This is a genomic window from Kribbella sp. NPDC055071 (assembly GCF_053608045.1).
Genome location: NZ_JBSGUS010000018.1, coordinates 124819 through 146033, shown reverse-complemented (window position 1 = coordinate 146033; position 21215 = coordinate 124819). Strand labels below are relative to the sequence as shown.

The 21215-nt window shown below is 68.1% G+C and carries 21 protein-coding genes; 12 read left to right on the top strand and 9 right to left on the bottom strand.

Annotated features, from left to right (window positions below; genetic code table 11):
• Positions 1-19 precede the first annotated feature (19 nt).
• On the bottom strand, positions 20-1417 hold the full coding sequence (locus ACWF4Z_RS28000; RefSeq protein ID WP_452246129.1) for an RAD55 family ATPase: 1398 nt from the start codon (positions 1415-1417) through the stop codon (positions 20-22).
• Complete coding sequence (locus ACWF4Z_RS27995) at positions 1414-2079, bottom strand: response regulator (protein WP_452246128.1); 666 nt, start codon at positions 2077-2079, stop codon at positions 1414-1416. The genes ACWF4Z_RS28000 and ACWF4Z_RS27995 overlap by 4 nt, the downstream gene beginning before the upstream one ends.
• Before the next feature lie 277 nt (positions 2080-2356).
• Between ACWF4Z_RS27995 and ACWF4Z_RS27990 the strand changes: the two genes are divergently transcribed.
• A complete protein-coding gene (locus tag ACWF4Z_RS27990; protein ID WP_452246127.1) occupies positions 2357-3271 on the top strand; it encodes a PrsW family intramembrane metalloprotease in 915 nt (304 codons plus the stop codon).
• Positions 3272-3274: 3 nt separating this feature from the next.
• Here ACWF4Z_RS27990 and ACWF4Z_RS27985 read toward each other — a convergent pair whose 3' ends face one another.
• Entirely contained in the window at positions 3275-3892 is a 618-nt protein-coding gene (locus tag ACWF4Z_RS27985; RefSeq protein ID WP_452246126.1) for an HXXEE domain-containing protein, read from the bottom strand.
• Positions 3889-4668 carry a CPBP family intramembrane glutamic endopeptidase gene (locus ACWF4Z_RS27980; RefSeq protein WP_452246125.1) on the bottom strand — a complete coding sequence of 260 codons (780 nt, stop codon included), beginning with the start codon at positions 4666-4668 and terminating at the stop codon, positions 3889-3891. Before ACWF4Z_RS27980 ends, ACWF4Z_RS27985 begins: the two co-directional genes overlap by 4 nt.
• A gap of 104 nt (positions 4669-4772) precedes the next feature.
• Between ACWF4Z_RS27980 and ACWF4Z_RS27975 the strand changes: the two genes are divergently transcribed.
• Entirely contained in the window at positions 4773-7010 is a 2238-nt protein-coding gene (locus ACWF4Z_RS27975; RefSeq protein WP_452246124.1) for a LuxR C-terminal-related transcriptional regulator, read from the top strand.
• Between the two features lie 21 nt (positions 7011-7031).
• Here ACWF4Z_RS27975 and ACWF4Z_RS27970 read toward each other — a convergent pair whose 3' ends face one another.
• Positions 7032-7265 carry a hypothetical protein gene (locus tag ACWF4Z_RS27970; protein ID WP_452246123.1) on the bottom strand — a complete coding sequence of 78 codons (234 nt, stop codon included), beginning with the start codon at positions 7263-7265 and terminating at the stop codon, positions 7032-7034.
• Between the two features lie 118 nt (positions 7266-7383).
• Between ACWF4Z_RS27970 and ACWF4Z_RS27965 the strand changes: the two genes are divergently transcribed.
• Together ACWF4Z_RS27965 and ACWF4Z_RS27960 are read left to right on the top strand one after the other, a co-directional pair.
• On the top strand, positions 7384-8607 hold the full coding sequence (locus ACWF4Z_RS27965) for an Acg family FMN-binding oxidoreductase (RefSeq protein WP_452246122.1): 1224 nt from the start codon (positions 7384-7386) through the stop codon (positions 8605-8607).
• Positions 8604-9143, top strand: coding sequence for a hypothetical protein (locus ACWF4Z_RS27960; protein ID WP_452246121.1), 540 nt, complete (start codon positions 8604-8606; stop codon positions 9141-9143). The genes ACWF4Z_RS27965 and ACWF4Z_RS27960 overlap by 4 nt, the downstream gene beginning before the upstream one ends.
• Positions 9144-9173: 30 nt before the next feature.
• Here the strand turns inward: ACWF4Z_RS27960 and ACWF4Z_RS27955 are convergent, their stop codons facing one another.
• Entirely contained in the window at positions 9174-9845 is a 672-nt protein-coding gene (locus ACWF4Z_RS27955; RefSeq protein ID WP_452246120.1) for a hypothetical protein, read from the bottom strand.
• Positions 9846-9927: 82 nt separating this feature from the next.
• Between ACWF4Z_RS27955 and ACWF4Z_RS27950 the strand changes: the two genes are divergently transcribed.
• Positions 9928-10401 (top strand): MarR family winged helix-turn-helix transcriptional regulator, encoded by a 474-nt coding sequence (locus ACWF4Z_RS27950; RefSeq protein ID WP_452246119.1) that lies wholly within the window; start codon positions 9928-9930, stop codon positions 10399-10401.
• On the opposite strand, the gene ACWF4Z_RS27945 is transcribed toward ACWF4Z_RS27950, so the two are convergent.
• Positions 10390-11286, bottom strand: a complete 897-nt coding sequence (locus ACWF4Z_RS27945) for a LysR family transcriptional regulator (RefSeq protein WP_452246118.1) — start codon at positions 11284-11286, stop codon at positions 10390-10392. The genes ACWF4Z_RS27950 and ACWF4Z_RS27945 overlap by 12 nt on opposite strands.
• A gap of 122 nt (positions 11287-11408) precedes the next feature.
• Between ACWF4Z_RS27945 and ACWF4Z_RS27940 the strand changes: the two genes are divergently transcribed.
• The 6 genes from ACWF4Z_RS27940 (at position 11409) to ACWF4Z_RS27915 (ending at position 18064) form a co-directional block, all read left to right on the top strand.
• Positions 11409-12158, top strand: a complete 750-nt coding sequence (locus ACWF4Z_RS27940) for an SDR family NAD(P)-dependent oxidoreductase (protein ID WP_452246117.1) — start codon at positions 11409-11411, stop codon at positions 12156-12158.
• A 27-nt stretch (positions 12159-12185) separates the two neighbouring features.
• The gene (locus tag ACWF4Z_RS27935; RefSeq protein WP_452246116.1) at positions 12186-13028 is read left to right on the top strand and encodes an alpha/beta fold hydrolase; all 843 of its coding nucleotides are present in this window, start codon (positions 12186-12188) and stop codon (positions 13026-13028) included.
• A 198-nt stretch (positions 13029-13226) separates the two neighbouring features.
• Positions 13227-14666 carry an AMP-binding protein gene (locus ACWF4Z_RS27930; protein ID WP_452246115.1) on the top strand — a complete coding sequence of 480 codons (1440 nt, stop codon included), beginning with the start codon at positions 13227-13229 and terminating at the stop codon, positions 14664-14666.
• Entirely contained in the window at positions 14663-15784 is a 1122-nt protein-coding gene (locus ACWF4Z_RS27925) for an acyltransferase (RefSeq protein WP_452246114.1), read from the top strand. Before ACWF4Z_RS27930 ends, ACWF4Z_RS27925 begins: the two co-directional genes overlap by 4 nt.
• Complete coding sequence (locus ACWF4Z_RS27920; protein ID WP_452246113.1) at positions 15781-17124, top strand: MFS transporter; 1344 nt, start codon at positions 15781-15783, stop codon at positions 17122-17124. The genes ACWF4Z_RS27925 and ACWF4Z_RS27920 overlap by 4 nt, the downstream gene beginning before the upstream one ends.
• 10 nt (positions 17125-17134) lie before the next feature.
• Entirely contained in the window at positions 17135-18064 is a 930-nt protein-coding gene (locus tag ACWF4Z_RS27915; RefSeq protein WP_452246112.1) for an alpha/beta hydrolase family esterase, read from the top strand.
• 23 nt (positions 18065-18087) lie between these two features.
• Here the strand turns inward: ACWF4Z_RS27915 and ACWF4Z_RS27910 are convergent, their stop codons facing one another.
• The gene (locus tag ACWF4Z_RS27910; RefSeq protein ID WP_452246111.1) at positions 18088-18564 is read right to left on the bottom strand and encodes a ribonuclease H family protein; all 477 of its coding nucleotides are present in this window, start codon (positions 18562-18564) and stop codon (positions 18088-18090) included.
• Between the two features lie 52 nt (positions 18565-18616).
• Positions 18617-20008: a M1 family metallopeptidase gene (locus tag ACWF4Z_RS27905; RefSeq protein ID WP_452246110.1), complete on the bottom strand. Its 1392-nt coding sequence runs from the start codon at positions 20006-20008 to the stop codon at positions 18617-18619.
• Between the two features lie 237 nt (positions 20009-20245).
• On the opposite strand from ACWF4Z_RS27905, the gene ACWF4Z_RS27900 reads away from it, so the two are divergent.
• The gene (locus ACWF4Z_RS27900) at positions 20246-21178 is read left to right on the top strand and encodes a hypothetical protein (protein ID WP_452246109.1); all 933 of its coding nucleotides are present in this window, start codon (positions 20246-20248) and stop codon (positions 21176-21178) included.
• The last annotated feature ends 37 nt before the right edge of the window (positions 21179-21215 follow it).

The following is a 21215-nucleotide window of genomic DNA, read 5'->3' as shown; positions in this document are numbered from 1 at the left end:
TGGCCAGCCCCGAAGTCCCTCACGGCCCGGACGGTTCGGACGGTTCGGACGCGGGAACGAGCGCGATCCCGTCGGCGGCTATGCGGAATTCCCGCACCCTCGACTCGTGGTCAGTGGCCTGTGTCTTCAGCACTGTGATCGTGCGCGACATGACCCCGGCGGCATCTTTGTACTGCAGCAGTACGACGTTGTCGGACAGATGCGATGCCGCGACGTCCGAGAGTCTGGACACCCGGAACAGCTCAGGGAGCTCGTACGTCATCATCAGGCTGGTTCCATGCCGCAAGGATTTGTGGAGCAGCGCGTAGAGATACTCCCTGAAACGCATCTCGTCCGGTGCCGCGGCCTGCAGGTCGGCGAGGCTGTCCAGGAACACCCTGCGAGCGCCGGTGGTCTCGATCAGCTCCAGGAGCTCGTACACCCATTGGTCGACATTGAGGTCGACAGGGCTGCGGTACATGAGGGTCAGGTTGTCGGCCGGCACGGACCAGCCGAATTGCGCGGCCGTGCGCTCCAGCTGCGACGGATGCTCCTGCATCGTCGCGATGATGGCGGGTTCGCCATGGTTGACGGCAGAGAACGCGAAATGCAGTCCCATCACCGTCTTCCCGATCCCGGTCGGTCCCGCCACCAAGGTGGACGAACCCGACCGGAGGCCGTCCGCCATCATGTCGTCGAGGGCCTGGATGCCCGACGGGACCGGCCCACCGCGCAGTTCGTAGTCCCTCGGATCGGCGGGATCGGCGAGCCGGGGATAGACGGTGATGCCTTCCTCCGACAAGCGATAGGCATGTGGACCGGCCAGGAAGGCACCGCCCCGGAGCTTGTGTACCTGAAGGGCCCGGGACGTGCGGTCGGCGGAACGAACGTTTTTCAGCGCGATGATCGCATCGGCCACAGCGAACTCGGGAGAGCGCTGGATCTCGTCTTCCTGGTACTCCCCGACCCACACCGAGGTCGCCGGAAAGGCGCTCAGCATGCCGGCGAGATCGTGCAGGAACGGGCGAAAGCCGCCGTTCCGCCCGGCGTAGGGATGCATCGCCTTGAAGCTGTCGATCACGATCATCGCCGGCCGCCTGACCCGGATGAGCTCGAGCACACGGACGAGGACTCCCTGCAGGCCTTGGTCACGGAGAGTTCCGCCGAGGTCCTCGTACCAGACACTCCGCCCGACCGCCGCCGGGTCGAAGAACGACAGCGTCTGGCCGTACCGGAGAAGTTTCTCCAGTGGCTCGGAGACGGTGGAAAGGTACAAGGCCGGATGCTCCGGGGTGGCGTTGGCGAACACCCACTGCTGCGCGATGATCGTCTTGCCGGCGCCAGGCGCACCCATCACCAGGATGATCGCGTTGCGGGGCAGCCCGCCGCCCAGGACGAGATCGAGCGGAGCCGATCCAGACGTCATCCGGTCGTTCATGGCTCGACTTCCACGACGGATCCCGGGCGCCGGTAGGCGCTTTGTCCCAGCAGGTCCCGGACAATCGACACCAGTCGCAGCGGCTCGAGTGGTTTCTTCAGAAACGCGGCGGCGCCGGCCTCCAACGCCTCGTCGCGGAGATCGAGGGTGGAGAACGCCAGTACCGGCACATCGAACTGCTGTCGCAACTGGGCGCACAGCCGCAGACCCTGCGCGCCCGAGATCATGAGATCGATCAGGACAAGGTCCGGGGTCTTCCGTACGGCTTCGGCCACGGCCTGCTCGGCGGTCGAGATGACCGTGACGCCGTACCCCTCCGTCCGCAGGAAGTAGTCGGAGAAGTCGGCGGCAAAGGGATCCTGCTCGGCCAGCAGGATGAGCAACCCGCCCCCAGCGGGCATCTTCACGGCCTCCAGCGGTACGCCGCTGACCAGGCGGTCCGCCAGCAGCCGGTACGCGTCACCGACCGACATCCCGTCCGACAACCGATCGCCGACGAAGCGCAGTTGCGCCACCTGCAGCCGCGAGTACAGCCGGTGCCCGCCCGGACTCCGCTCGGGCACCACGACGCCGTACCGCTCCTCCCAGGTCCGAATCGTCGCCGCCGGGACGCCGAGCATCCGAACAAGGGCTCCGATGCTGTACACCGGGTGATCAGGCATAAGGAAGAACGCATCTCCTGGTCAGTTCGACACACGCGTTCTCGGGGCGAACAACCGCCGGGGAGGCTCCTTGTGGCTGGACCAGTATCTGGAGCGTCTCATCACTAGGCACGATGGCTAAGACATCGTTGCCAGGTTACCCCATCCCCCCGGGGCTGCCCGCCGGTTCCCGCAGAAGCGAGGGCGATGGACTACAGGTTTCCGGGATGACGAGGCCAGACCCGTGACCGAGGCTGGACGATGTCCGCGATCGGGTCCGTCGCAGGAGGTGAGCCGGGTGTTCTCAGCAGTCACAGCCGTCAGATCAGGACACCGGCGCGGCTACGGTCAGTGGATACGGATCTTTCTGGTTGGGTTCCTCCTGTGGCTTGCCTGCCTCGTCGTCACGCTGCTGACCGGCAACGCCAACCTGGTACCGACTCTGATCCTGCTCGGCAGCTTCCTCGTCCCCGTGACGTTCGTTGCCTGGTCGTTCGAAAGGTGGCGGGACGCACACGTCACCGCCGAGCTCATCGTCAAAGCCTTTGTGATCGGTGGACTGTTGGGTGTGCTGGCAGCAGCCTTGCTGGAGACCTACCTGCTGCAGCCGTCCCCCTTGTTGTTCGTCGGCGTCGGAATGATCGAGGAAGCGGCCAAGCTCGGCGCTCTCGTCTTCGTCACCCGCCACCTCATCCGACGTCATGGGCGGGACGGGTTTGTGCTCGGCGCCGCGGTCGGTTTCGGGTTCGCAGCCTTCGAATCCGCCGGGTACGCGTTCAACGCGTTGCTGACCGTCAAAGGCTTGTCGTTGACAGCTCTCGTCGAGACGGAACTGCTGCGGGGCTTGCTGGCGCCGTTCGGGCACGGGCTCTGGACGGCGATCCTCGGTGGCGTGCTGTTCCGTGAAGCGCGTGGAGGGCGATTCCGCTTCGATCGCGCGGTTCTGTTCATGTTCATCTGGGTCTCGCTGCTGCACGCCATATGGGACTCCAGCCACGCCATCGCGCTCGCGCTCACGATCGTGCTCACCGGTACGTCGTGGCAGTACCGCCTCCTCTCTTTGGGTTACCTGCCGACGCCCACCCCCGAGCAGGTACACGTGTTCACGCTGCTGTCCATCGGTTTGCTCGCCGCGGTGGCAGCGGTCGGCGTCACCACCCTGCTGGTCAGCTGGCGAAGAACCCGGCCCGACATGGCGCACGGCTCGACCTGACCGTCAGCGACAATCGCGGAGGCGCCTGGATTCCTTGATCAGCAGGTAGATGAGGAGCGCGCTCATCACGAGGTGGCCGCTCGCGGTGTAGACACCCGGGAAGTAGCCGCCTTTGAGGATCGGGAAGACGAAGTGCGAGATCGCGTTGATCAGGCCGGCGCCGAGCGCGTAGAACCACAGCAGGTAGTTGGCGATACGGATCTGGTACAGCGCCCCGGCCGCGGCCAGCACCCAGATGGCGCCGAAGCCGAACACGAACGTGAGCAGGAACGACTTCTCGGTCCAGTCCCGCGAGGAATGGAAGAGTTCGACGATCTCGTGCGGGAACCCGCCGGTGTACTCCTCGGACATGTGGATGAACTGAAAGGCGATCGCGCACAAATAGACGGCGATCACCTTGCGGGTCCTGACCGGGTAGGCGTAGGTGGTGCGCAGCCAGGCGATCCAGGCGACTGCGGACGCGACGGTCAGGATGAGCGCGGCCGGAATCGGCAGGGTCGTCAGGACCCACACGGAGAAGCCCGCCGCCAGCAGGCCGACGACCACAGCCGAGACCCGCTCGGGTCTGGCCGTGGGCTGCGGAGGCGTCTCGTGGTGGGTGGTGGGCTGGACGTCGGTCATGATCTCCTCCTGAAGGGTGCGATGGGGTACGCCGCCGCCAACTCCTGGCGGCCGGATGGGTTGCTGGGTCTGCGGACGACGAGCGCCAGCAGCGGGACGACGATGCTGACGCCTGCCAGGACGAGCGAGAAGGTCAGCCGCGCGTCGTCGGGGATGGCCACGATCTTGAAGCTGTCGATCGCGGTGTGGACCAGGGCAGCCGCCCACACGGTGCCCCGACCCAGCTCGTACAGGTGGGCGAGGGGAAGCGAGGTGACGGCCGCGACAAGCATCGCCGCGACGCCGACCGTGACCCCCGAGGAGACGATCACGGGGATGTGGGTCGCGGCCACCAATGGCATGGTCGCGAGCACGGCTGCCCGGAAGGACCGGCCGTCGCGCAGCCGGCGGAAGGCATAGCCGCGCCACACCAACTCCTCGGCGAGGCCGTGAAACGCGAAGACGCCGACCAGCAGCCACAGCCATCCGGGCTTGAGTGCGAATGCGGCGCCGGTGGCTGCCGTGACAATCGGGTAGACCACCAGAAGCAGCACAGCGACACCAGACGCCAGCGCCATGGTCTTGGCGTCGGGCCGGCCGAGCCCGACTCTCTGGAGTACGCCGCCTGGCCCCGCTCCCCCGAGCACTCTCTCGACGACGACCGCAGTGAGCAGGACGACGGCGAGGATCACCACTCCGTAGCGGCCGCTCGAATCGAACTCGGCGAGCGCCGCGAGAACGACGTACAAGACACTGAAACCGATGAGGAACCGGATGACCGGTCGAAGAGCTTTCATGCGGCCCAAGGTCGCGCCGTCCCGGGTGACCGCGCAGCACCCATGGGCCAAAAACACCCGGGGTGCCAGACTGCCATTGAGCGCATGGACCGGGAGGGGTTGCCATGGTCGCGGATCAGTCGGCGAGGCCGCTGCTGAGCGTGAAGCAGACCGTCCCGCCACTGCGGGACGGAGCAGTTTCGCGAAGCAGGCTGGAGAAACGGCTCGACTCGGCAACGAAGCTGACACTGGTCGTGGCGCCGGCCGGGTGGGGCAAGACCAGCCTGCTGAGCCGCTGGGCGTCGGCTGCGGATCATGACACCCGCGTCGCCTGGGTGTCGCTCGACGAGAGCGACAACGAGCCGGTCCGGTTCTGGAGCTACGCGCTGACCGCACTGCGCGGAGTCAGCGACCAGATCACCTCCACGGCACTGGACGCGCTGCCGGCGTCCAATGACGGTCCGATGGCGCACGCATTGCCCGTGCTCCTCAACGAACTGGCGGCGACATCGACCAAACACGTCCTGGTGCTGGACGACTACCACGTGATCTCGCACCAGGACGTCCACGAGAGCGTGGAGTTCCTGCTGTCGTACCTCCCACCCACCTTGCGGATCGTGATCTCGAGCCGGATGGATCCGCCGCTGCCATTGGCCCGGATGCGCGTGCGCGGCGAGCTCAACGAACTACGAGCCGACGATCTCAGGTTCTCCCTCGACGAGTCGGCAGCGCTGGTGTCCACGGTCTCGGAGACGGAGCTGGATGCCGGCACGGCTACGGCGGTCTGGGAGCGGACAGAGGGGTGGGCCGCCGGCCTCCAACTGGCTGCCCTGACCTTCCGGGGTCACGGCACGGCCGATCCAGTACTCGGCGACGACCGGCACCTGTTCGACTACTTCGCCGATGAGGTGTTCCCGGCCCTGGCTCCGCGACAGCGCGAACTCCTGATGCGCGCCGCGCCGCTGGAACTGCTGTCAGGATCGTTGTGCGATGCCGCTCTGGGGATCCAGGACTCGGCCCAGGTGCTGGCCGAGCTGGAGGCGGCCGACCTGTTCGTAGTCGCGCTGGACCGCACCCGCGAGTGGTACCGCTGTCACCGGCTGCTGCGTGACGCATTGCTCCGCACTCCGCAGACGCAACCGGACGAGAGCGAGGTCTTACGCCGGGCCGCCTCGTGGTTCGAGCAGCACGGCCGCATCGACGACGCCGTACGGCACCTGCTCAGTGCCGGGGATGCTGCGGCTGCCGAGCGACTGCTGGCGGCGGAGGTGGTGTGGTTTCTGCAGCGTGGCTGGCACGCCACCTACCTCGCACTCGGAGAGCAACTACCGGACCACGCGGTCCGATCGCAGCTCGCGGTCTACCTCGGCTACGCGGCCGACCTCACCGGACGCCGAGACCGAGTCGTGCACTGGTTGGACCTTGCCGAGCGCCGGCTCGGCGCAGACACCGTCATCACGTACTGGCGCAGCCCCCGCGCCGGAATCCTTGCCCTACGCGGAGTTCTCGGTACGCCGGAATCCCAGCCGGCGCTGGCGGTGAGTTTGTGCGAAGAGGCGGTCGCACTGGAGACGGCTGCCGGGAACGCCGAGAACCCCGACGCACAGGCGGCGCTGGGTCGCGCATACGGACTCGACGCCCGATTCGACGAAGGAGCCCGGCTCCTGGCCGACTGCTGGCGCCGACGGGACCAGTTCCCGTGGTCGACCGAGCGGATCCTGCAGGTGGCCGGCCAGCTGAGCCTCTGCCTCCTCGGCCTGGGACGTGAGCAGGAGCTCGACCGCCTCCTCGCAGAGGCCGGCGCCATCGCCGATCAGGCTGAACGTGACTGGGGACCGGCGGCCGGCGCGCATGTGGTCACGCTGGTACGTATCGTTCAGGCCCGGCGCACGTACCAGCGTGGCGACCTGGCTGGTGCGCGGGAACAGCTGGTCCGCGGCCAGGAGCTGGCCGAGATCACGGCCCGGCCCATGCTCTTGGTGCTCGGGCTCGTCTTCCTGGCCGACGTGGAGGTCGGGGCCGGCCACCGCAGCGCTGCGAACGCCGCGCTGGTCCGCGCCCGGGAGGTGGCCGACAACGATGCAGTGCCACCGTTCGTCCGGACCTGGCTGCAGGAGGCCGAGACCAGGATCGGTCGCCAGGCGGTGAAGGCGGCAACCGGGGTCCTGTTCGAGGAGCTGACCGACCGCGAACTGTCGATCCTGCGGATGCTGCCCGGGACGGCGACACAACGCGAGATCGGCGCCGCCCTGTTCCTGTCGATCAACACCGTCAAGGCCTACAACAAGAGCCTGTACCGCAAGCTCGACGTCGCCAGCCGCGCGGACGCCGTCCGAGCAGCCCGGCGACTCGGCATCATCTGAGCCGGTCAGTCCGGCCCGCAGTTATCGCGATCGCCGCCGGACCGAGCGCACCTGGTGACCGGTGTCCCACAGAAGGGTGAGCACGGCCCGCTCGCCGGCTTGGTCGATGTCAGCGATGGTGACGACAATGCCGGCGCTGTCGGCGGTCACCTGGTCGTAGCGTTGGTTGAGGAGGTTGAGCACCGACGCCGCAAGAGGACCGAACAGCGTGACCTCGAGCCCGCTGAGCGTTGGTTCCGGGAGTTCTTGATTCATGCAGCCAAGGTGGTCTGTCGGAGGGTAGGCGGACACCACCCGACGTACAGATCCACCCTGGGTGCTTTGCGCCGCAGGGTGGTGCGGAGCTACCCGAGACGGGACGAGCCTCCGGGGTATGACAACGACACACGACCAGGAATCGGTCCCTGTTGCGACCGAACGTCCAGACGAGCCGCCGCGCCGGTCGCGCCGCAGCCTGCTCCGCACCATCGGCTTGGGCGGTGCCACCGTGGTGGTAGCCGGTACCGGAGCCCTCAGCTACCGCGTTTACGACACCGCGGCTCTCAACCCGGGGAGCGGGCCGGCCTTCGACCCGTGGTCCCAGTGGCGTCAGCTGCCGGGTCCCCTCGGCGCAGTGGCCGCCGCCGTACTCGCCGCCAGCCCGCACAACACCCAGCCGTGGTCCTTCGCACTCGGCCCGCGCAGCATCGACGTCTTCGTCGACGAGGCCCGCGGGACCGGGGCGGTCGACCCACTCCGCCGCGAGCAGTACGTCGGCCTCGGCTGTGCGGTCGAGAACCTGGTACTCGGTGCCGCGGCCCGCGGTCTGGCGCCGGAGGTCACGTGGCTACCCGACGGCGCCGAGGCCGGTCGGGTGGCACACGTCGAGCTCGGGTCTGCGCAGCCGCAGGCGAATCCCCTGTACGACGCGATCGGCCGGCGGCACACGAATCGGGGTCCCTACACCTCGCAGGCTGTCCCCGCCCAGACGCTGGCTGAGCTGGTCGACCCCACCGGACTTGACGGACCGACGGTGCAATGGATCCTCGACCCGGCACCGAAGGCCGCACTGTCCGGGCTGCTCGTCGACGCGGCGGAGGCACTCACCCACGACCAACAGCAGTCCCGTGACGGGTTCGTCTGGTTCCGCAACAGCCAGGACGAGATCCAACGGCACCGCGACGGACTGGTACTCGACGGCCAAGGACTCAGCCCACTGGTCCTCAGCATCGCGAAACTGCTGCCCGCATCCTCACGCACCGACGGCGACGAGTTTTGGGTGACACAGACGCGGACCGTGCACACCGCCACCGCCGCGGCGTACGGCGTCATCACCTCGGCCTCTCCGGACGATCGGCGTACCCAACTGGAGGCCGGGCGGCTGCTGCAACGCGTTCACCTCTCCGCCACCAGCCGCGGAATCGCACTGCAGCACATGAACCAGATCACCGAGCGGATCGACCGGGAGGCGACGACCGGCGCTGCAGCCACGTTCGCCCCGAGGTTCGCGGAGCTACTGCCGGACGGGGAGCGGCCACTGCTGACTTTCCGGGTCGGTTACCCGGTCCGCGATGCGCGACCGACTCCGCGGCGTTCCGCTCGGTCGGTGACCCGATGAACCGCCGGCGGCTCGCGACCAGGCTCGGTCTGTCCGGAGCGGCCCTCGGCATCGCCGCCGGGTTGGTCCAGACGCTGGCCGGGGACAGCATCCCGGAATGGAGCGGCAACAAACTCGCCACCGGCCCACTCGGCCTGCTCACCGTGGGGCTTTCGGTGCTGGCCGGGCTGGCCGCCGTACGCCAGCGCGATCCTGGCCTTTCCGTTCTGTCCCGGGCCTTCTGCGCCGTGTGGTTGATCGGCCCCGGCCTGCTCTGCCTCACCACGGTCGGCCGGCTCTGGTACCTGCCGGCGATCCTCCTGACCGCTGCCGGACTGCTGACCGTCGAACGATGGCGAGCAACAGCGGCCGCACTGTGGGACAAATGGCCGCGGGTGCTACTGACCGCGCTGGCAGCGTGCCAGGTCCTCATGGTTGCCGCCGGCCCCGTGCTGCTGACGTTGGTCGGGGCATTGGGTGGAATCGCATTGGCCACGGCCGCCTGGTGGCGATCGGCCCCACGACGACACGACCATGCAGCCGGGCACACCGGCTGACCCCTGACCAGGAACCACGAGGTTGACGGGTCAGTGGTCGGTGTGGGTTGAGATCGCTTGGACAGGAGGGAGTGGTGAAGGCTGTGTGCGGTCGCGGGTCGGCACCAGGCGGGTTACCGCCTCGGGCATCGGGCCGACGGTGAACGCGTGCACGGACGGTCCGACGGAGACAGTGACGAACGACGCCACCGTCGGGATCTCGGCGGGGAGTGGAATCACGTGCTCGCCGGCGTCCGAAGTCGCATCGATCAGCCGCATGGACGTGCTCTTCGGTTCGGGTGGCGTGAACGAGGTGCCCCAGAAGGCCTCGACGACCACCGCGGCTGGTTCTTTCAGGGTGAGGTGCAACGTCCTGTTCGCCGGGTCATAAGTCACGCCGTCCGCGACCGGCGACACGGCGCCTTCGACCTGGGCAGCGATGAGGCCTGCGATTCCGGCCAGACCCTGCACGAAGGTGACACGGTTGTTGACCTTGGAGATCTCGTCCGTGAGGTGCCGCTTGGTGTCAGCCGGAACCATGCCACCGAAGAGAACGACGTCGACAGCAGTGGTGTCGTACGCCGTCAGCACTTCGTCGAACTGATTCGTCGCATCGGCTCGAAATCCCTTGGCACGAAGGATGTCGGCCGCGTCGAGGATCACGCTCGGACTTCTGCCGATGATCAGGATCCGTTCGGGTTCACGGCTGGATGGTTGGTCCATGGGACGATCTCCTCACTGCACGAGTATTGGTGTGGCCAACATAGCCGATGTTGGCCGCGCCAACAACTGGTACCGTCTGACCATGCCGATCCATCACTCGCCGACCCGTACCACCGCACGGGTCAAGGACCGCCCGACCTGGCTGATCAGCCGGAACTTCGCGCGCTCGTCGGCCCTCCTCGCCGCCGGCTTCGAGTCGGCCGGCCGCGGGCTTCGCAGTTACCACTACCGGCTCTTGGCCGGACTCGACGAATGGGGACCCGCAAGTCAGGCCGACCTTGGCCGCGGGACCGGGATCGACCGCAGCGACGTCACGGCCGCCCTGTCCGAGCTGGAGTCACGCCGACTCGTCGAACGGTCGGTCGACCCCGCCCACAAGCGCCGCAACATCGTCACGATCACCCCGGCCGGGCTCGAAGAACTCCTGGAACTGGACACGATCGTCGACCGAGTCCAAGAGCAAGTTCTGCAACCCCTGACAGCCACGCAACGCCGCCAGTTCATCACGCTGCTGACAAAGCTCCTCGCAACCGAAGCCCAGCCATCAGACCGCTGAATCCGGCGGCCGTGCCAGGTCGTCGAGGCGGGACAGGAAGAGCGCCAGGGCCGGTGAGGTGTTGGACTTGCTGTAGCCGACCGCGATCTCGATCGTCGGCGCCTCGCCCTCCAGCGGACGGCTGACGACGGAGGTCGGCAGGAGGTTCTCGGCGTACGCCGGCATCAGTGACAGACCGCGGGTGGATGCGACCAAGGACATCGCCATCGCCAAGTTGTCGACGCCGTGATCCCAGCGAACGTCGACGCCCGCACGCCGGAAGTACTGCTCGGTGGCGGCGCGCAGCACGGTGGCCTTGTTCGAACCTCCGATGAAGGTCTGGCCGGCGAAATCCTGCGGGCGGACGGAATCACGCGCGGCCAGTCGATGATCGCTCGGCAGCAGCGCGACGAGCGGCTCCCGGTCGACCACGACGTACTCGAGGTCGTAGCCCGGCTCCCGGCGCAAGAAGGCGACATCCACCCGGCCGCGGGCCACCGCTTCGGCGAGGTCCGGCGAGTAGTCGCTGGAGACCGTCACGTCGAGGTTCGGCAGCTGATCGTGCAACACCTTCATTGCGCGCGGCAACCAATTCATCTCGTGCCCGGTCTGGAAGCCGATGGCCAGCGTCTTGCGTGCGGGCTGGGCGGCCCGGCGCGCCGCCTCGACGGCGGCATCGACCTGCATCAGCGCAAGGCGCGCGTGCTCCAAGAACTCTTGGCCCGCGGCGGTCAGCTCGACACCGTGCACACTGCGCGCGAGCAGCTCGACCCCGACCTCCTTCTCCAGGTCCCGGATCTGCCGGCTGAGTGATGGCTGGGAGGTATGCAGCCGGCGCTGGGCCGCCTCGGTCAGGCTTCCGGCCTCGGCGACCGCAACGAGGTACCGAAGGTGTCGCAGCTCCATCGCACTCCCATGCTCGCCGGGTATGCCCCCACTCTACAAAGTCTTTTTCATTTCAACTAGATGCGCCTAGTTTGAGGAGGTCTTCCATACTTCGTACGTCATACCTCACAGGAGTGCACGCTATGTCCGACAAGCAGGTAGTTCTGATCACCGGCGGCCTCACCGGTATCGGCAGAGCCAGTGCCATCGCCTTCGCCACCGCGGGTGCGAACGTGGTCGTGGCCGGTCGGCGCGAGGCGGCCGGCAAGACGCTCGCCGAGGAACTCCGCTCACTCGGCGCCGAAGCCGAGTTTGTCACCACCGATGTACGTCGTGAGGACGACGTTCGCGCGCTGGTCGACCGGACGGTCGAACTGTTCGGCCGTGTCGATGTCGCGGTGAACAACGCCGGCACCGAAGGCAATCCAAGCCCGATCACGGATCAGACCGCGCAGACGTACGCCGACACGTGCGACACGAACGTCCTCGGCGTGCTCCTGAGCGTGAAGCACGAGGTCCGCGTCATGCAGATGCAAGGCTCCGGGAGCATCGTCAACATCTCCTCGACCTACGGGCACGAGGGAGCGGCCGGCGCCGCCGTCTACGTCGCCAGCAAGCACGCGGTCGAAGGCATCACCAAGTCGGTCGCACTGGAGGTCGCCGGATCGGGAATCCGCGTGAACGGCGTGGCACCCGGACCCACCGATACCGGCATGCTGACCCGCTTCACCGGCACCCCGGAGAACAAGGCCGCTCTCGTGACCGAGGTTCCGATGCGCCGTCTCGGCCTGCCGGACGAGGTCGCCGACGCGATCGTCTACATCGCGTCGGAGCGAGCGTCGTACATCACCGGCCACATCCTGAACGTCGACGGCGGCCACTCCGCGAACTGATCTCGCTTCCAGCAAAGGAATCCCGCTATGTACACGCACGACACTGCGCCGACGCGGTTCGTCGACGGCAACGGCGTCCGCTTCGCCTACCGGCGCTTCGGCAACCCCGCCGGTACGCCGATCGTGTTGCTCCAGCACTTCATGGGCAACCTCGACAACTACGACCCCGCGATCACCGACGCACTCGCCGCCGGCCGCGAGGTGATCCTGACCGACAACGCCGGGGTCGGACTGAGCACCGGTACGGCGCCTGACACCGTGGCCGGAATGGCGAAGGACATCGCCTCGTTCGTCGACGCTCTCGACCTCGAGCGGGTGGACCTCTTCGGTTTCTCGATGGGAGGCTATGTCGCCCAGCAGCTCACGGTCGACCGACCCGAGCTCGTCCGTCGATTGATTCTGGTAGGCACCGGGCCGAGCGGCGGAGAGGGTATGGGCGGCCTCGCGCCGGACGTCGCACCGCTGTTCGGGAAGGTCTACGACCCGCAGGATCTGATGTGGCTCCCGATCTTCTTCTCGCCGTCGGACTCGAGCCAGGCCGCCGGCCGCCGTTTCCTGGAACGCATCCGCGCCCGGACCGAGGATCGAGACGCTCCCGTCTCGGCCGCCACCGTCGCGGCCCATCTCGTCGCCGCACGCGCCTGGGGAGCGACCGCCAGCGGCGACTACGACTACCTCAAGCAGATCACGCATCCATCGCTTGTTGTCAACGGCAACAATGACATCGTCGTCGCCACCGTCAACTCGTACATCCTGCAGCAGAATCTCCCCAACGCCGAGCTCATCCTCTACCCCGACTCCAACCACGGATCGCACTTCCAGTACGCCGCATCCTTCATCAACGCCGTGACCAACTTCCTCGACGGCTAGTCCCCGTTCCGGTCACTACCGGCTAGCGGGAGGTGGCCGACTGCAGGTGGCATGGGGTCCGGGCGGTGGCTGGCCGCGCTGACAGAGCCGCGGAAGGCAGAGATCGTTGCACTGTGCGCACAGTGACGTCGATCCATTCCCAGCCGATCTGCAGCCGGCCCGCAGCGGCCGCCCAGATTGCCTGCCTAGCGTCGAGGTATGCCCGTGGATGAGGTCAGCCAGATCGGCCAATGGATCCAGGAGGCGGCGGCGGTGCGTGGCAACGCGGTGTACCTTGCCGACGCGCGCGGCCCGCGCCAGGTCACGTACGGCGACCTGGCCGCGGCCGTGGCCGACTGGGACCAGCGCCTGACCGACGCGGGCGTCCCGTCTGGTGCGACCGTTGCTACTGCCGTGACCGACCCGCTGGACGCCGGGCTGGCGCTGCTCGGTCTCATCGCGACCGGGCGGGTCGCGGCGCCCTTCGATCCGGATGCTCCGCGGGCGCTGGCCCGGCTTCGGGCGCAACCGGACACCCTCGCCATTCTCACTGGCGAGGGTCTCGAGTTGCTCGCTGATCGAGTGCCGACCCGGCGACCGGCGGGAGTACTGCTGTCCAGCTCGGGCAGCACGGGCGAGCCGAAGCAGATCCTGCTCAGCGCCGCTCAACTTGCGTACGTCGCCACAGCCGTCGTCGACTCGCACCAGCTCGGCCCGGCCGACATCGGCTTCTGCCCGCTTCCGCTCTACCACGTCAACGCCGAGGTCGTCGGGCTGCTGGCGACGCTACGGGCCGGCGGAAGACTCGTGCTGGACCACCGGTTCTCCCGCAGCCGATTCTGGGCCACGGTGGACGCGCATGAGGCGACCTGGGTCAACGCGGTGCCCGCGATGGTCGTACTGCTGGCCGAGGACGGCGGTACGACGACCACGAATCCGGCCCGGATCCGGTTCGTCCGCAGCGCGTCTGCGCCACTGCCGGTCCCGGTACTGCGCCGGTTCGAGGACCTGCACCACATCCGCATCCTGGAGTCGTACGGGATGACCGAGGCGGCCAGCCAGATCACCGTGAATCCGCTGGCCGGTGAGCGCCGGCCCGGCTCGGTAGGTTTGCCGGTCGGCGGCGAGCTGAAGATCGTCGGCGCCGACCGACATGAGCTGCCGGCCGGGGAATCAGGCACTGTTCTGATCCGCGGCCCCGGCGTCATCCGCGCGTACGCCACCGACGTCGGCACCGAGCGGTTCGACGCCGAGGGGTGGCTGGACACCGGCGACCTGGGACAGCGCGACAAGGACGGCTACGTCTGGCTGGTGGGCCGGGCGAGCGAACTGATCAACCGCAGCGGGGAGAAGATCCTGCCGCGGGAGATCGAGGACGTGCTGCGGGAGGACCCCGACGTCCGCGACGCGGTGGTGGTCGGACGGCCGGATCCCGTTCTCGGCGAGGTCCCCGTCGCGTACGTCGTTGCCAGCAGCAACGACCCTGGTGTGGTCGGCGGTCTCGCCGCCCGGTTGGCCGAGCGGTGCCGGGCGGCGCTCCCCCGCGACCGGCAGCCGGCCGAGCTCACCGTCGTCGAGCGGTTGCCGATCACCGGCAGCGGCAAGATCCGGAGGGCCGAGGTCGCTGCGATGGTTCGCGCCAAGTATTCGGCGGCATGATGCGGCGGGGCGATCGGATGCGGGAGATCGATCTGGTCCGGGTGGTGACGTTCGGCGCGGTCATCGGCGTCCACGCGGTGAGCCTCTCGTTCGCCCCGCTCGCCATCGGCGGGAACGCGGCGCTGATGCTGCTGCACTACACCCGCTCGGCCTTCTTCGTGTTGATGGCGATCGTGCTGGTCCGGTCGGCGGAGCGGTCCGGTCGCACCGGCAAGCTGCGTCGGCGGCTGACGCTCGTTGGCGTGCCGTACCTGGTGTGGTCGGCCATCTACCTCACGGTGTCCTGGGCTGTCGGTGACCGAAAGACGCCGTGGGACGGCGCCGGGCTCGCCTTGCTGACCGGCACCGCCTGGTACCACCTGTATTTCCTGCTCGTCACGATGCAGTTCTATGTAGTGCTCCCGGCATTCCTCTGGCTGTTGCGGCGCACTCGCCGGCACCCCTGGGCGCAGCTCGGCGGCGGCCTGGCCTTCGCGGTCGTGTTCACCGGTTGGCTGCACTACTCGCAGTGGGCGCCGGGTCCGCTCGCGACGTACCGTGCGTACGAGGGTCAACTGCTACCGACGTACACGTTCTTGTTCGTCGCCGGCGGTGTTGCCGCGCTGCACCTGGACGCGGTCCGGGACTGGCTGGCCGACCACCGGCGGGCGGTACTCGCCGGAACCCTGGCCGGCGCGGTCGCCATGGAGCTCCTGTACGCCGTACTGGTCGCGACCGGCACGCACGCAGACGCCGCGGCCGATCCCGTCCAGCCGGTCATGCAGATCTGGGCGGTCATCCTGGTCGCCGGGCTCGGCGCTGCGGCGACCGGGTGGACGGCCGCCGGAGCGCCGCACGTGAGCTGGGTGGATCGCGCCTCGGACTTGTCGTTCGGTGTCTACCTGGTTCATCCACTCCTGCTGCTCGGGCTGTTCGCCATTCCGTGGATGACCTGGCCTCCGGCGGCAGTGACCGCCGTCGCAGCCACTGCGCTCGCACTGGGCGGCTCACTCGTGGTCGCCGAGCTGGCCCGGCGGACACCGGTGAGTCTTCCGCTGACTGGCAGACCACGCCGGCGGCCGGCGAAGGCAGCAGCCCGGCGGATCGAACCCGCCCATCGTCTGGAAGGTGTGACATGAGCCTGAGTACCGAATCCGTCGGACCCGCGGCCGCGCCGACCACCCGCTCCCCGCTGCGCCACCGTGTCCGTGGGCGCGTGCTGCTCCTGCTCTGCGGCCTCTACGCGATCTCGTACGTCGACCGCACTGCGATCTCGACGGCGGCGCCGGCCATCGGCGCCGATTTGCACCTGAGCGAGACCCAGTTCGGATTCGCGTTGGCGGCGTACTCGCTTCCCTATGCGCTGCTGCAGATCTTCGGAGGCTGGATCGGCGACCGCTACGGCCCGCGCAAGGTGCTCGGCATCCTTGCCGTCGCCTGGGGCATCGCGAGCATCTGGACCGGCCTCGCCACCGGGCTGCTCGCGCTGGGCGCGGCGCGCCTGTTGCTCGGGCTGAGCGAAGGCTCCGCGTTCCCGACCGCGACTCGGGCGATGTCGTCCTGGCTACCCGGCGACCGCCGTGGCTACGGCCAGGGCGTCGTGCATTCAGCCGCCCGCGTCGGCGCTGCGATCGCACCGCTCGCGATGGCCGGGCTGATCGCGACAGTGGGCTGGCGGGCCGGTTTCGTCGCTCTCGGCGTACTCTCCGCGCTCTGGTCGGTCGCCTGGCTGCGCCGATTCCGCAACCGCCCGCAGGACGACGAGCGCGTCTCCGCGGCCGAACTGGGTGAGCTGCACTCCCAGTACGCCGATGAGGTGCCCGGAACGAGATCCACGGCTGAACGGCGGAAGGTACCGTGGCGACGGCTGGTGGCTCGGATCGCGCCCGTCACGCTCGTCGACTTCTGCTACGGATGGATGTTGTGGGTCTATCTCACCTGGCTGCCGTCCTTCTTCAAGGACCAGTACGGCCTGGCGCTGGCCGGGTTCGCGCTGTTCACGACCCTGGTGCTGTCGGCCGGGGTGGTGTCGGACACCCTGGGCGGGATGGTGTCGGATCGGTTGCTGGCCCGCACCCGCAGTCTCCGCACGGCCCGGCGGGTCAACCTGGTGATCGGTTTGGCCGGCTCGATGCTGGCGCTCATTCCCTCGCTGCTGGTGCACAACCTGGTCCTGGTGACGATCAGCCTGGCGGTGTCGTTCTTCTTCCTGGAGCTGACCAACTCGGTGCTGTGGACCATCCCGATGGACATCGCGCCCGACCACGCGGGCGTGGCCAGCGGGCTGATGAACACGGGCTTCGGTGTGGCGGGCATCGTCTCCCCGATCGTCTTCGGGTTCCTGATCGACCGGACCGGGAACTGGCAGCTGCCGTTCGGGCTGTCGGTGGGTCTGCTGGCGGTCGGCACCCTGCTCGCATTGCGGGTGGACCCGCGGCCGATGGACCCCGGATCATTGCCATCGGCAGTCTCCAGCTAGTCGGCCGATCGTGACGATCCGGTTCCGCCGCGGCCTCGCCGTACTCGTGTTGCTGGCCCTTGCGGCCGCCGTACCGACCGCGCTGGCCATCGGGTCCGGTCCGGGCATCGGCGTTCGGGCCGGCGGAGAGCCGGTCTGGGGACCTGCCACGCTGCCGGCTTCAGCGGTCTCGGCGGGGGCACGCGCGGAGACGGTCCGGCTGTCTTCTGACGGTCGGTCTCGGACAGCCATCGTGCTCGCCCCGCAGGCCGACCGGCCCGTGCCGCTGGTGGTGGTGCTGCACGGCCGGAACAGCACGCCCACTCAGGAACTGGTCCGCACCGGCCTTGCCGGCCTGGCCGCGAACGGGTCCGCCGTTCTCGCGTACCCGGCCGGGATCGGCCGGTCGTGGAACGCGACCACGGGCTGCTGTGCGACGGCGGCCAAGCAGCACGTGAACGACGTCGGGTTCCTGCGGGCATTGCTCACTGCGATTGACAAACACCTACCAGTCGATCCCACCCGGACTTACCTTGTCGGCTACAGCAACGGCGGCCGACTGGCGCTCACCGCCGCGTGCGCAGTGCCCGGCATCGCCGGCGTGGCGACGTACGGGACGGCCGAGCCGGCGCGGTGCGCGACCGGCCGGACCCCGCCACCGGTGTTCATTGGCTACGGGAGCGCCGACCCGCACGCCGCACCCGGACACGTGCCCGGACACGGCATCACCGCGCCCGTCACCGCAGCCGACTGGCGCTCAGTCGAAGGCTGCACCGACGCATCGTCAACGACCGCAGTCGGACCAGCGACCATCACCGAGTGGACATCCTGCCAGGACCACGGCCGAGTCGCCCTAGCCCGCTGGGACGGCCTCACCCACCACTGGCCCGGCACCGACGCCGTACCCTCCGACGCAACCGCCGGCACCCTCATGTGGAGCTTCCTGACCGACACCAACTGAGCCGCTGACAAGCGTGCTGCAGGTCAGTGCTCCGGGAAGCAGGCGGCTACGGCTAGGGCGTCTACGTAGTCGTTCATTTCGTGGCCGGAGTGGCCTTTGACCCATTGGAAGGCCACGTCGCCGCGGGCCGTTACCAGGGTTACTAAAGGCTCCCAGAGGTCGCGGTTGGCGACTGGCTTCTTGGCTGAGGTCAGCCAGCCTCGCTCCAGCCAACCTGTGTGCCACCGGTCGCGGAAGCAGTTGACGACGTACGTCGAATCCGAGACGACCAGGAGTGGGCCGTCGTTCGCGCGGACGGCCTCGAGGGCGGCGCGGATCTCCATCCGCTGGTTGGTGGAGACGGCCTCGTGGCCGGCGGCGTACTCGGTCTTCGACAGCGCCCAGGCCCAGCCTCCGGGCCCGGGGTTGCGCGAGCACGCACCGTCGGTGAACACCGTGCGCGCGCCGATCGGGACTGTCATATCGGCCGGACGAGGACGGCGGGCTCGGGTGGCAGGCATGAGAACGAACCCTACTCGGCCACCACGCACAGCCGGCGACCAGGCGACCTCGTCAGAGTGTCGGCTTGCCCGGCTGATAGAGCCAGGTGTCGAAGAACGTACCGAGGTCGCGGTGGGTGAGTCGCTCGACGAATCGGATGAAGGTTTGCGTCGAGACGTTGCCGTACCGGTGGGTGGTCGGCCACTGCTTGAGAACCTGGAAGAAGGCGCGATCGCCGATCTTCAGCCGGAGCGCCTGCAGCGTCATCGCACCGCGGCTGTAGACCAGATCGTCGAAGATCTGATCCCGGCCGGGGTCGGCCACCTTGCCACTCCAATCCTTCTCGTCGGCATAGGCCTCGGCGAAGCTCTGCTGCACCGGGATGCCGTTGAATTTCTCCTGGTAGAGCCACTCCGAATAGGTCGCGAAGCCCTCGTTCAGCCAGATGTCCGACCAGTGCACCGGAGTGAGGCTGTCCCCGAACCACTGGTGACCGAGCTCGTGGGCCAGCAGATCACCACTGACCTTGCTGCTGCGCTGGTCGTACACCGGTCGCCCCTGCGTCTCCAGGGCGTAATGGACTCCGACGTCGCCGATGATCCCTCCGGTCGACCCGAAGGGATAGCGCCCGTACAGCGACGACTCCCACTGGACGATCTGCGCCGTGGTGTCGTTCAGCACCTTGCCCTGCCCGGCCTTCGTGTCGATCGACTGGCCGATCGCGGTGATGTTCGGCCGGCCGTCGGCCGTCAGGCTGCGGGTGACGTTGTACTTCCCGATCGCCAGCATGGCCAGCTCGCTGGCCATCGGCTGGTTCATCTGCCAACGGAAGGTGGTCCGGCCGCCGTGGCTGCTGGTCGCTCCGGGTTCACCGTTGGCCAGCACGGTGAGGCCGGTCGGCACGGTGATCGTCTGGGTGTACGTCGCCTTGTCGTCGGTGGTGTCGTTCACCGGATAGTAGGTCGCCGCGCCGATGGGCTGGTTGAGCGCGACCGCGCCGTCCTTGGTGGCGACCCAGCCGGACAGGCCGAGCGCCGGGTCGTCGATCTTCTCCGGGATGCCCGCGTAGGTCACCGAGACCCGGAACGTGCTCCCCTTCCACAGGCCGTGGCGCGGAGTGATTACCAACTCCTGCGCCCCGCTGCGGACGAACGACGCGGCACGCCCGTTGACCGAGAGCTTGCTGATCGCCAGCGGCCCCTTGAAGTCCAGGTCGAACCGGGACAGATTCTGCGTCGCCCTGGCCAGGATCGTCGTGGTCGCGCTGATCGCCTTGGTCGTGGGGTCGAACGCCAGCCTGATGTCGTAGTGACTGACGTCGTAGCCGCCGTTCCCCATGTCGGGGAAGTACGGATCCCCGGCCCCCGGTGCGCCGGGTGAGAACCGAGACGCTCCTCCCGGTACGGCGTTCGCCGGCAGGTCCGTCGCGGCCACCAGCCCAAGGGCCACCGCGACAATGATCATCAGGGAAACCCGGCGACGTCCCACAATTGCTCCCTTGCAACCCTCGACGACTTGCCCGATCAGGCGATTCATCGGGGGTGTGATCTGCACCGACCCCCAGGTGAATCTGGCCAACCCTACCGTCCCGACTGCCTGCGATCGTCAGCTCTGCGCCGATTGGGGTACGGGACAGGTATGGACCCCATCCGCGTCGGACTAGTGGCCGATCCAGCCGCACCGACTGAGATTGCCCGGAGTATGACCGATCTGCAGCCACTCGACGACAGCGGCGACTGGGACATCACCGTCGTGAGTGAGCCTTTCACCACCGGCTCCGAGGAGGTCAGCGCCGCGGTGGGTCGGCTACAGGATCGAGCTCGCGAGCAGGGCTGGGACGTCGTCGTCGGTCTGACCGAACTTCCACTCCACGATCACGAGGGCCGGCACTTGCTGGTCGAGACCGACGCAGAGCAACGGACCGCGGTGCTGTCACTCCCTGCGCTCGGCGGCCTTCGGGTGCATGCCCGCACACGTCGGGCGGTGCGCTCCCTGATCAGCGGTATGACAGACCCACACCCGATGGACGAGGACCATGTGATCCTCCCGCGCCTGCGCGGCCGCTGGCGTCTGCTCATGGGCATGGTGCTCGCCAACCGGCCGTGGCTCTTGGTGCCGGGCCTGAAGTCTGCGCTGGTGGCCGCGCTGGCAACCGGAGCCGTGGCCACGGTCAACTCCACGATCTGGTTGCTGGCCAGCTCGATGTCGTGGTGGCGCCTGGTCGTCGCGTCGGTCGCCTCGATCGCACTCGTCGTGGGCTGGCTCGTGATCGACGGCGAGTTGTGGGACCGTCCCGACGACGACTCCCGCCAGGCCCGGGAGAGATCGCGTCTCTACAACGGCTCGACACTGCTGACCCTGACGGTCGGCGTCCTCATCTGTTACACCGCTCTGTACCTGGTGAACCTGGCGTGGGCGTACTTCATCGTCGATCCCGATGTGATGGGCGGCTATCTGAAGAACCCGATCAGCCACGGGGACCTGTTCGTCCTGGCCTGGTTCGTCGCATCCGCCGCAACCGTCGGCGGCGGCCTCGGCTCCGGCCTGGAATCGGACGAGGCGATCCGCGCCGCCGCCTACTCCAAGCGCGAGCAGGACCGCCGCGAACGCCTCGCCCAGGAGGACCCCACCTGACTCGCATCGCAACCCCGCACACCACTGAATCGCCCGA

Bases quoted from the DNA above. Each gene is read 5' to 3' on its own strand.
- ACWF4Z_RS28000 (WP_452246129.1), bottom strand. From the start codon at position 1,417: ATGAACGACCGGATGACGTCTGGATCGGCTCCGCTCGATCTCGTCCTG.
- ACWF4Z_RS27995 (WP_452246128.1), bottom strand. From the start codon at position 2,079: ATGCCTGATCACCCGGTGTACAGCATCGGAGCCCTTGTTCGGATGCTC.
- ACWF4Z_RS27985 (WP_452246126.1), bottom strand. From the start codon at position 3,892: ATGACCGACGTCCAGCCCACCACCCACCACGAGACGCCTCCGCAGCCC.
- ACWF4Z_RS27980 (WP_452246125.1), bottom strand. From the start codon at position 4,668: ATGAAAGCTCTTCGACCGGTCATCCGGTTCCTCATCGGTTTCAGTGTC.
- ACWF4Z_RS27975 (WP_452246124.1), top strand. From the start codon at position 4,773: ATGGTCGCGGATCAGTCGGCGAGGCCGCTGCTGAGCGTGAAGCAGACC.
- ACWF4Z_RS27970 (WP_452246123.1), bottom strand. From the start codon at position 7,265: ATGAATCAAGAACTCCCGGAACCAACGCTCAGCGGGCTCGAGGTCACG.
- ACWF4Z_RS27965 (WP_452246122.1), top strand. From the start codon at position 7,384: ATGACAACGACACACGACCAGGAATCGGTCCCTGTTGCGACCGAACGT.
- ACWF4Z_RS27960 (WP_452246121.1), top strand. From the start codon at position 8,604: ATGAACCGCCGGCGGCTCGCGACCAGGCTCGGTCTGTCCGGAGCGGCC.
- ACWF4Z_RS27955 (WP_452246120.1), bottom strand. From the start codon at position 9,845: ATGGACCAACCATCCAGCCGTGAACCCGAACGGATCCTGATCATCGGC.
- ACWF4Z_RS27950 (WP_452246119.1), top strand. From the start codon at position 9,928: ATGCCGATCCATCACTCGCCGACCCGTACCACCGCACGGGTCAAGGAC.
- ACWF4Z_RS27945 (WP_452246118.1), bottom strand. From the start codon at position 11,286: ATGGAGCTGCGACACCTTCGGTACCTCGTTGCGGTCGCCGAGGCCGGA.
- ACWF4Z_RS27940 (WP_452246117.1), top strand. From the start codon at position 11,409: ATGTCCGACAAGCAGGTAGTTCTGATCACCGGCGGCCTCACCGGTATC.
- ACWF4Z_RS27935 (WP_452246116.1), top strand. From the start codon at position 12,186: ATGTACACGCACGACACTGCGCCGACGCGGTTCGTCGACGGCAACGGC.
- ACWF4Z_RS27930 (WP_452246115.1), top strand. From the start codon at position 13,227: ATGCCCGTGGATGAGGTCAGCCAGATCGGCCAATGGATCCAGGAGGCG.
- ACWF4Z_RS27925 (WP_452246114.1), top strand. From the start codon at position 14,663: ATGATGCGGCGGGGCGATCGGATGCGGGAGATCGATCTGGTCCGGGTG.
- ACWF4Z_RS27920 (WP_452246113.1), top strand. From the start codon at position 15,781: ATGAGCCTGAGTACCGAATCCGTCGGACCCGCGGCCGCGCCGACCACC.
- ACWF4Z_RS27910 (WP_452246111.1), bottom strand. From the start codon at position 18,564: ATGCCTGCCACCCGAGCCCGCCGTCCTCGTCCGGCCGATATGACAGTC.
- ACWF4Z_RS27905 (WP_452246110.1), bottom strand. From the start codon at position 20,008: ATGATCATTGTCGCGGTGGCCCTTGGGCTGGTGGCCGCGACGGACCTG.
- ACWF4Z_RS27900 (WP_452246109.1), top strand. From the start codon at position 20,246: ATGACCGATCTGCAGCCACTCGACGACAGCGGCGACTGGGACATCACC.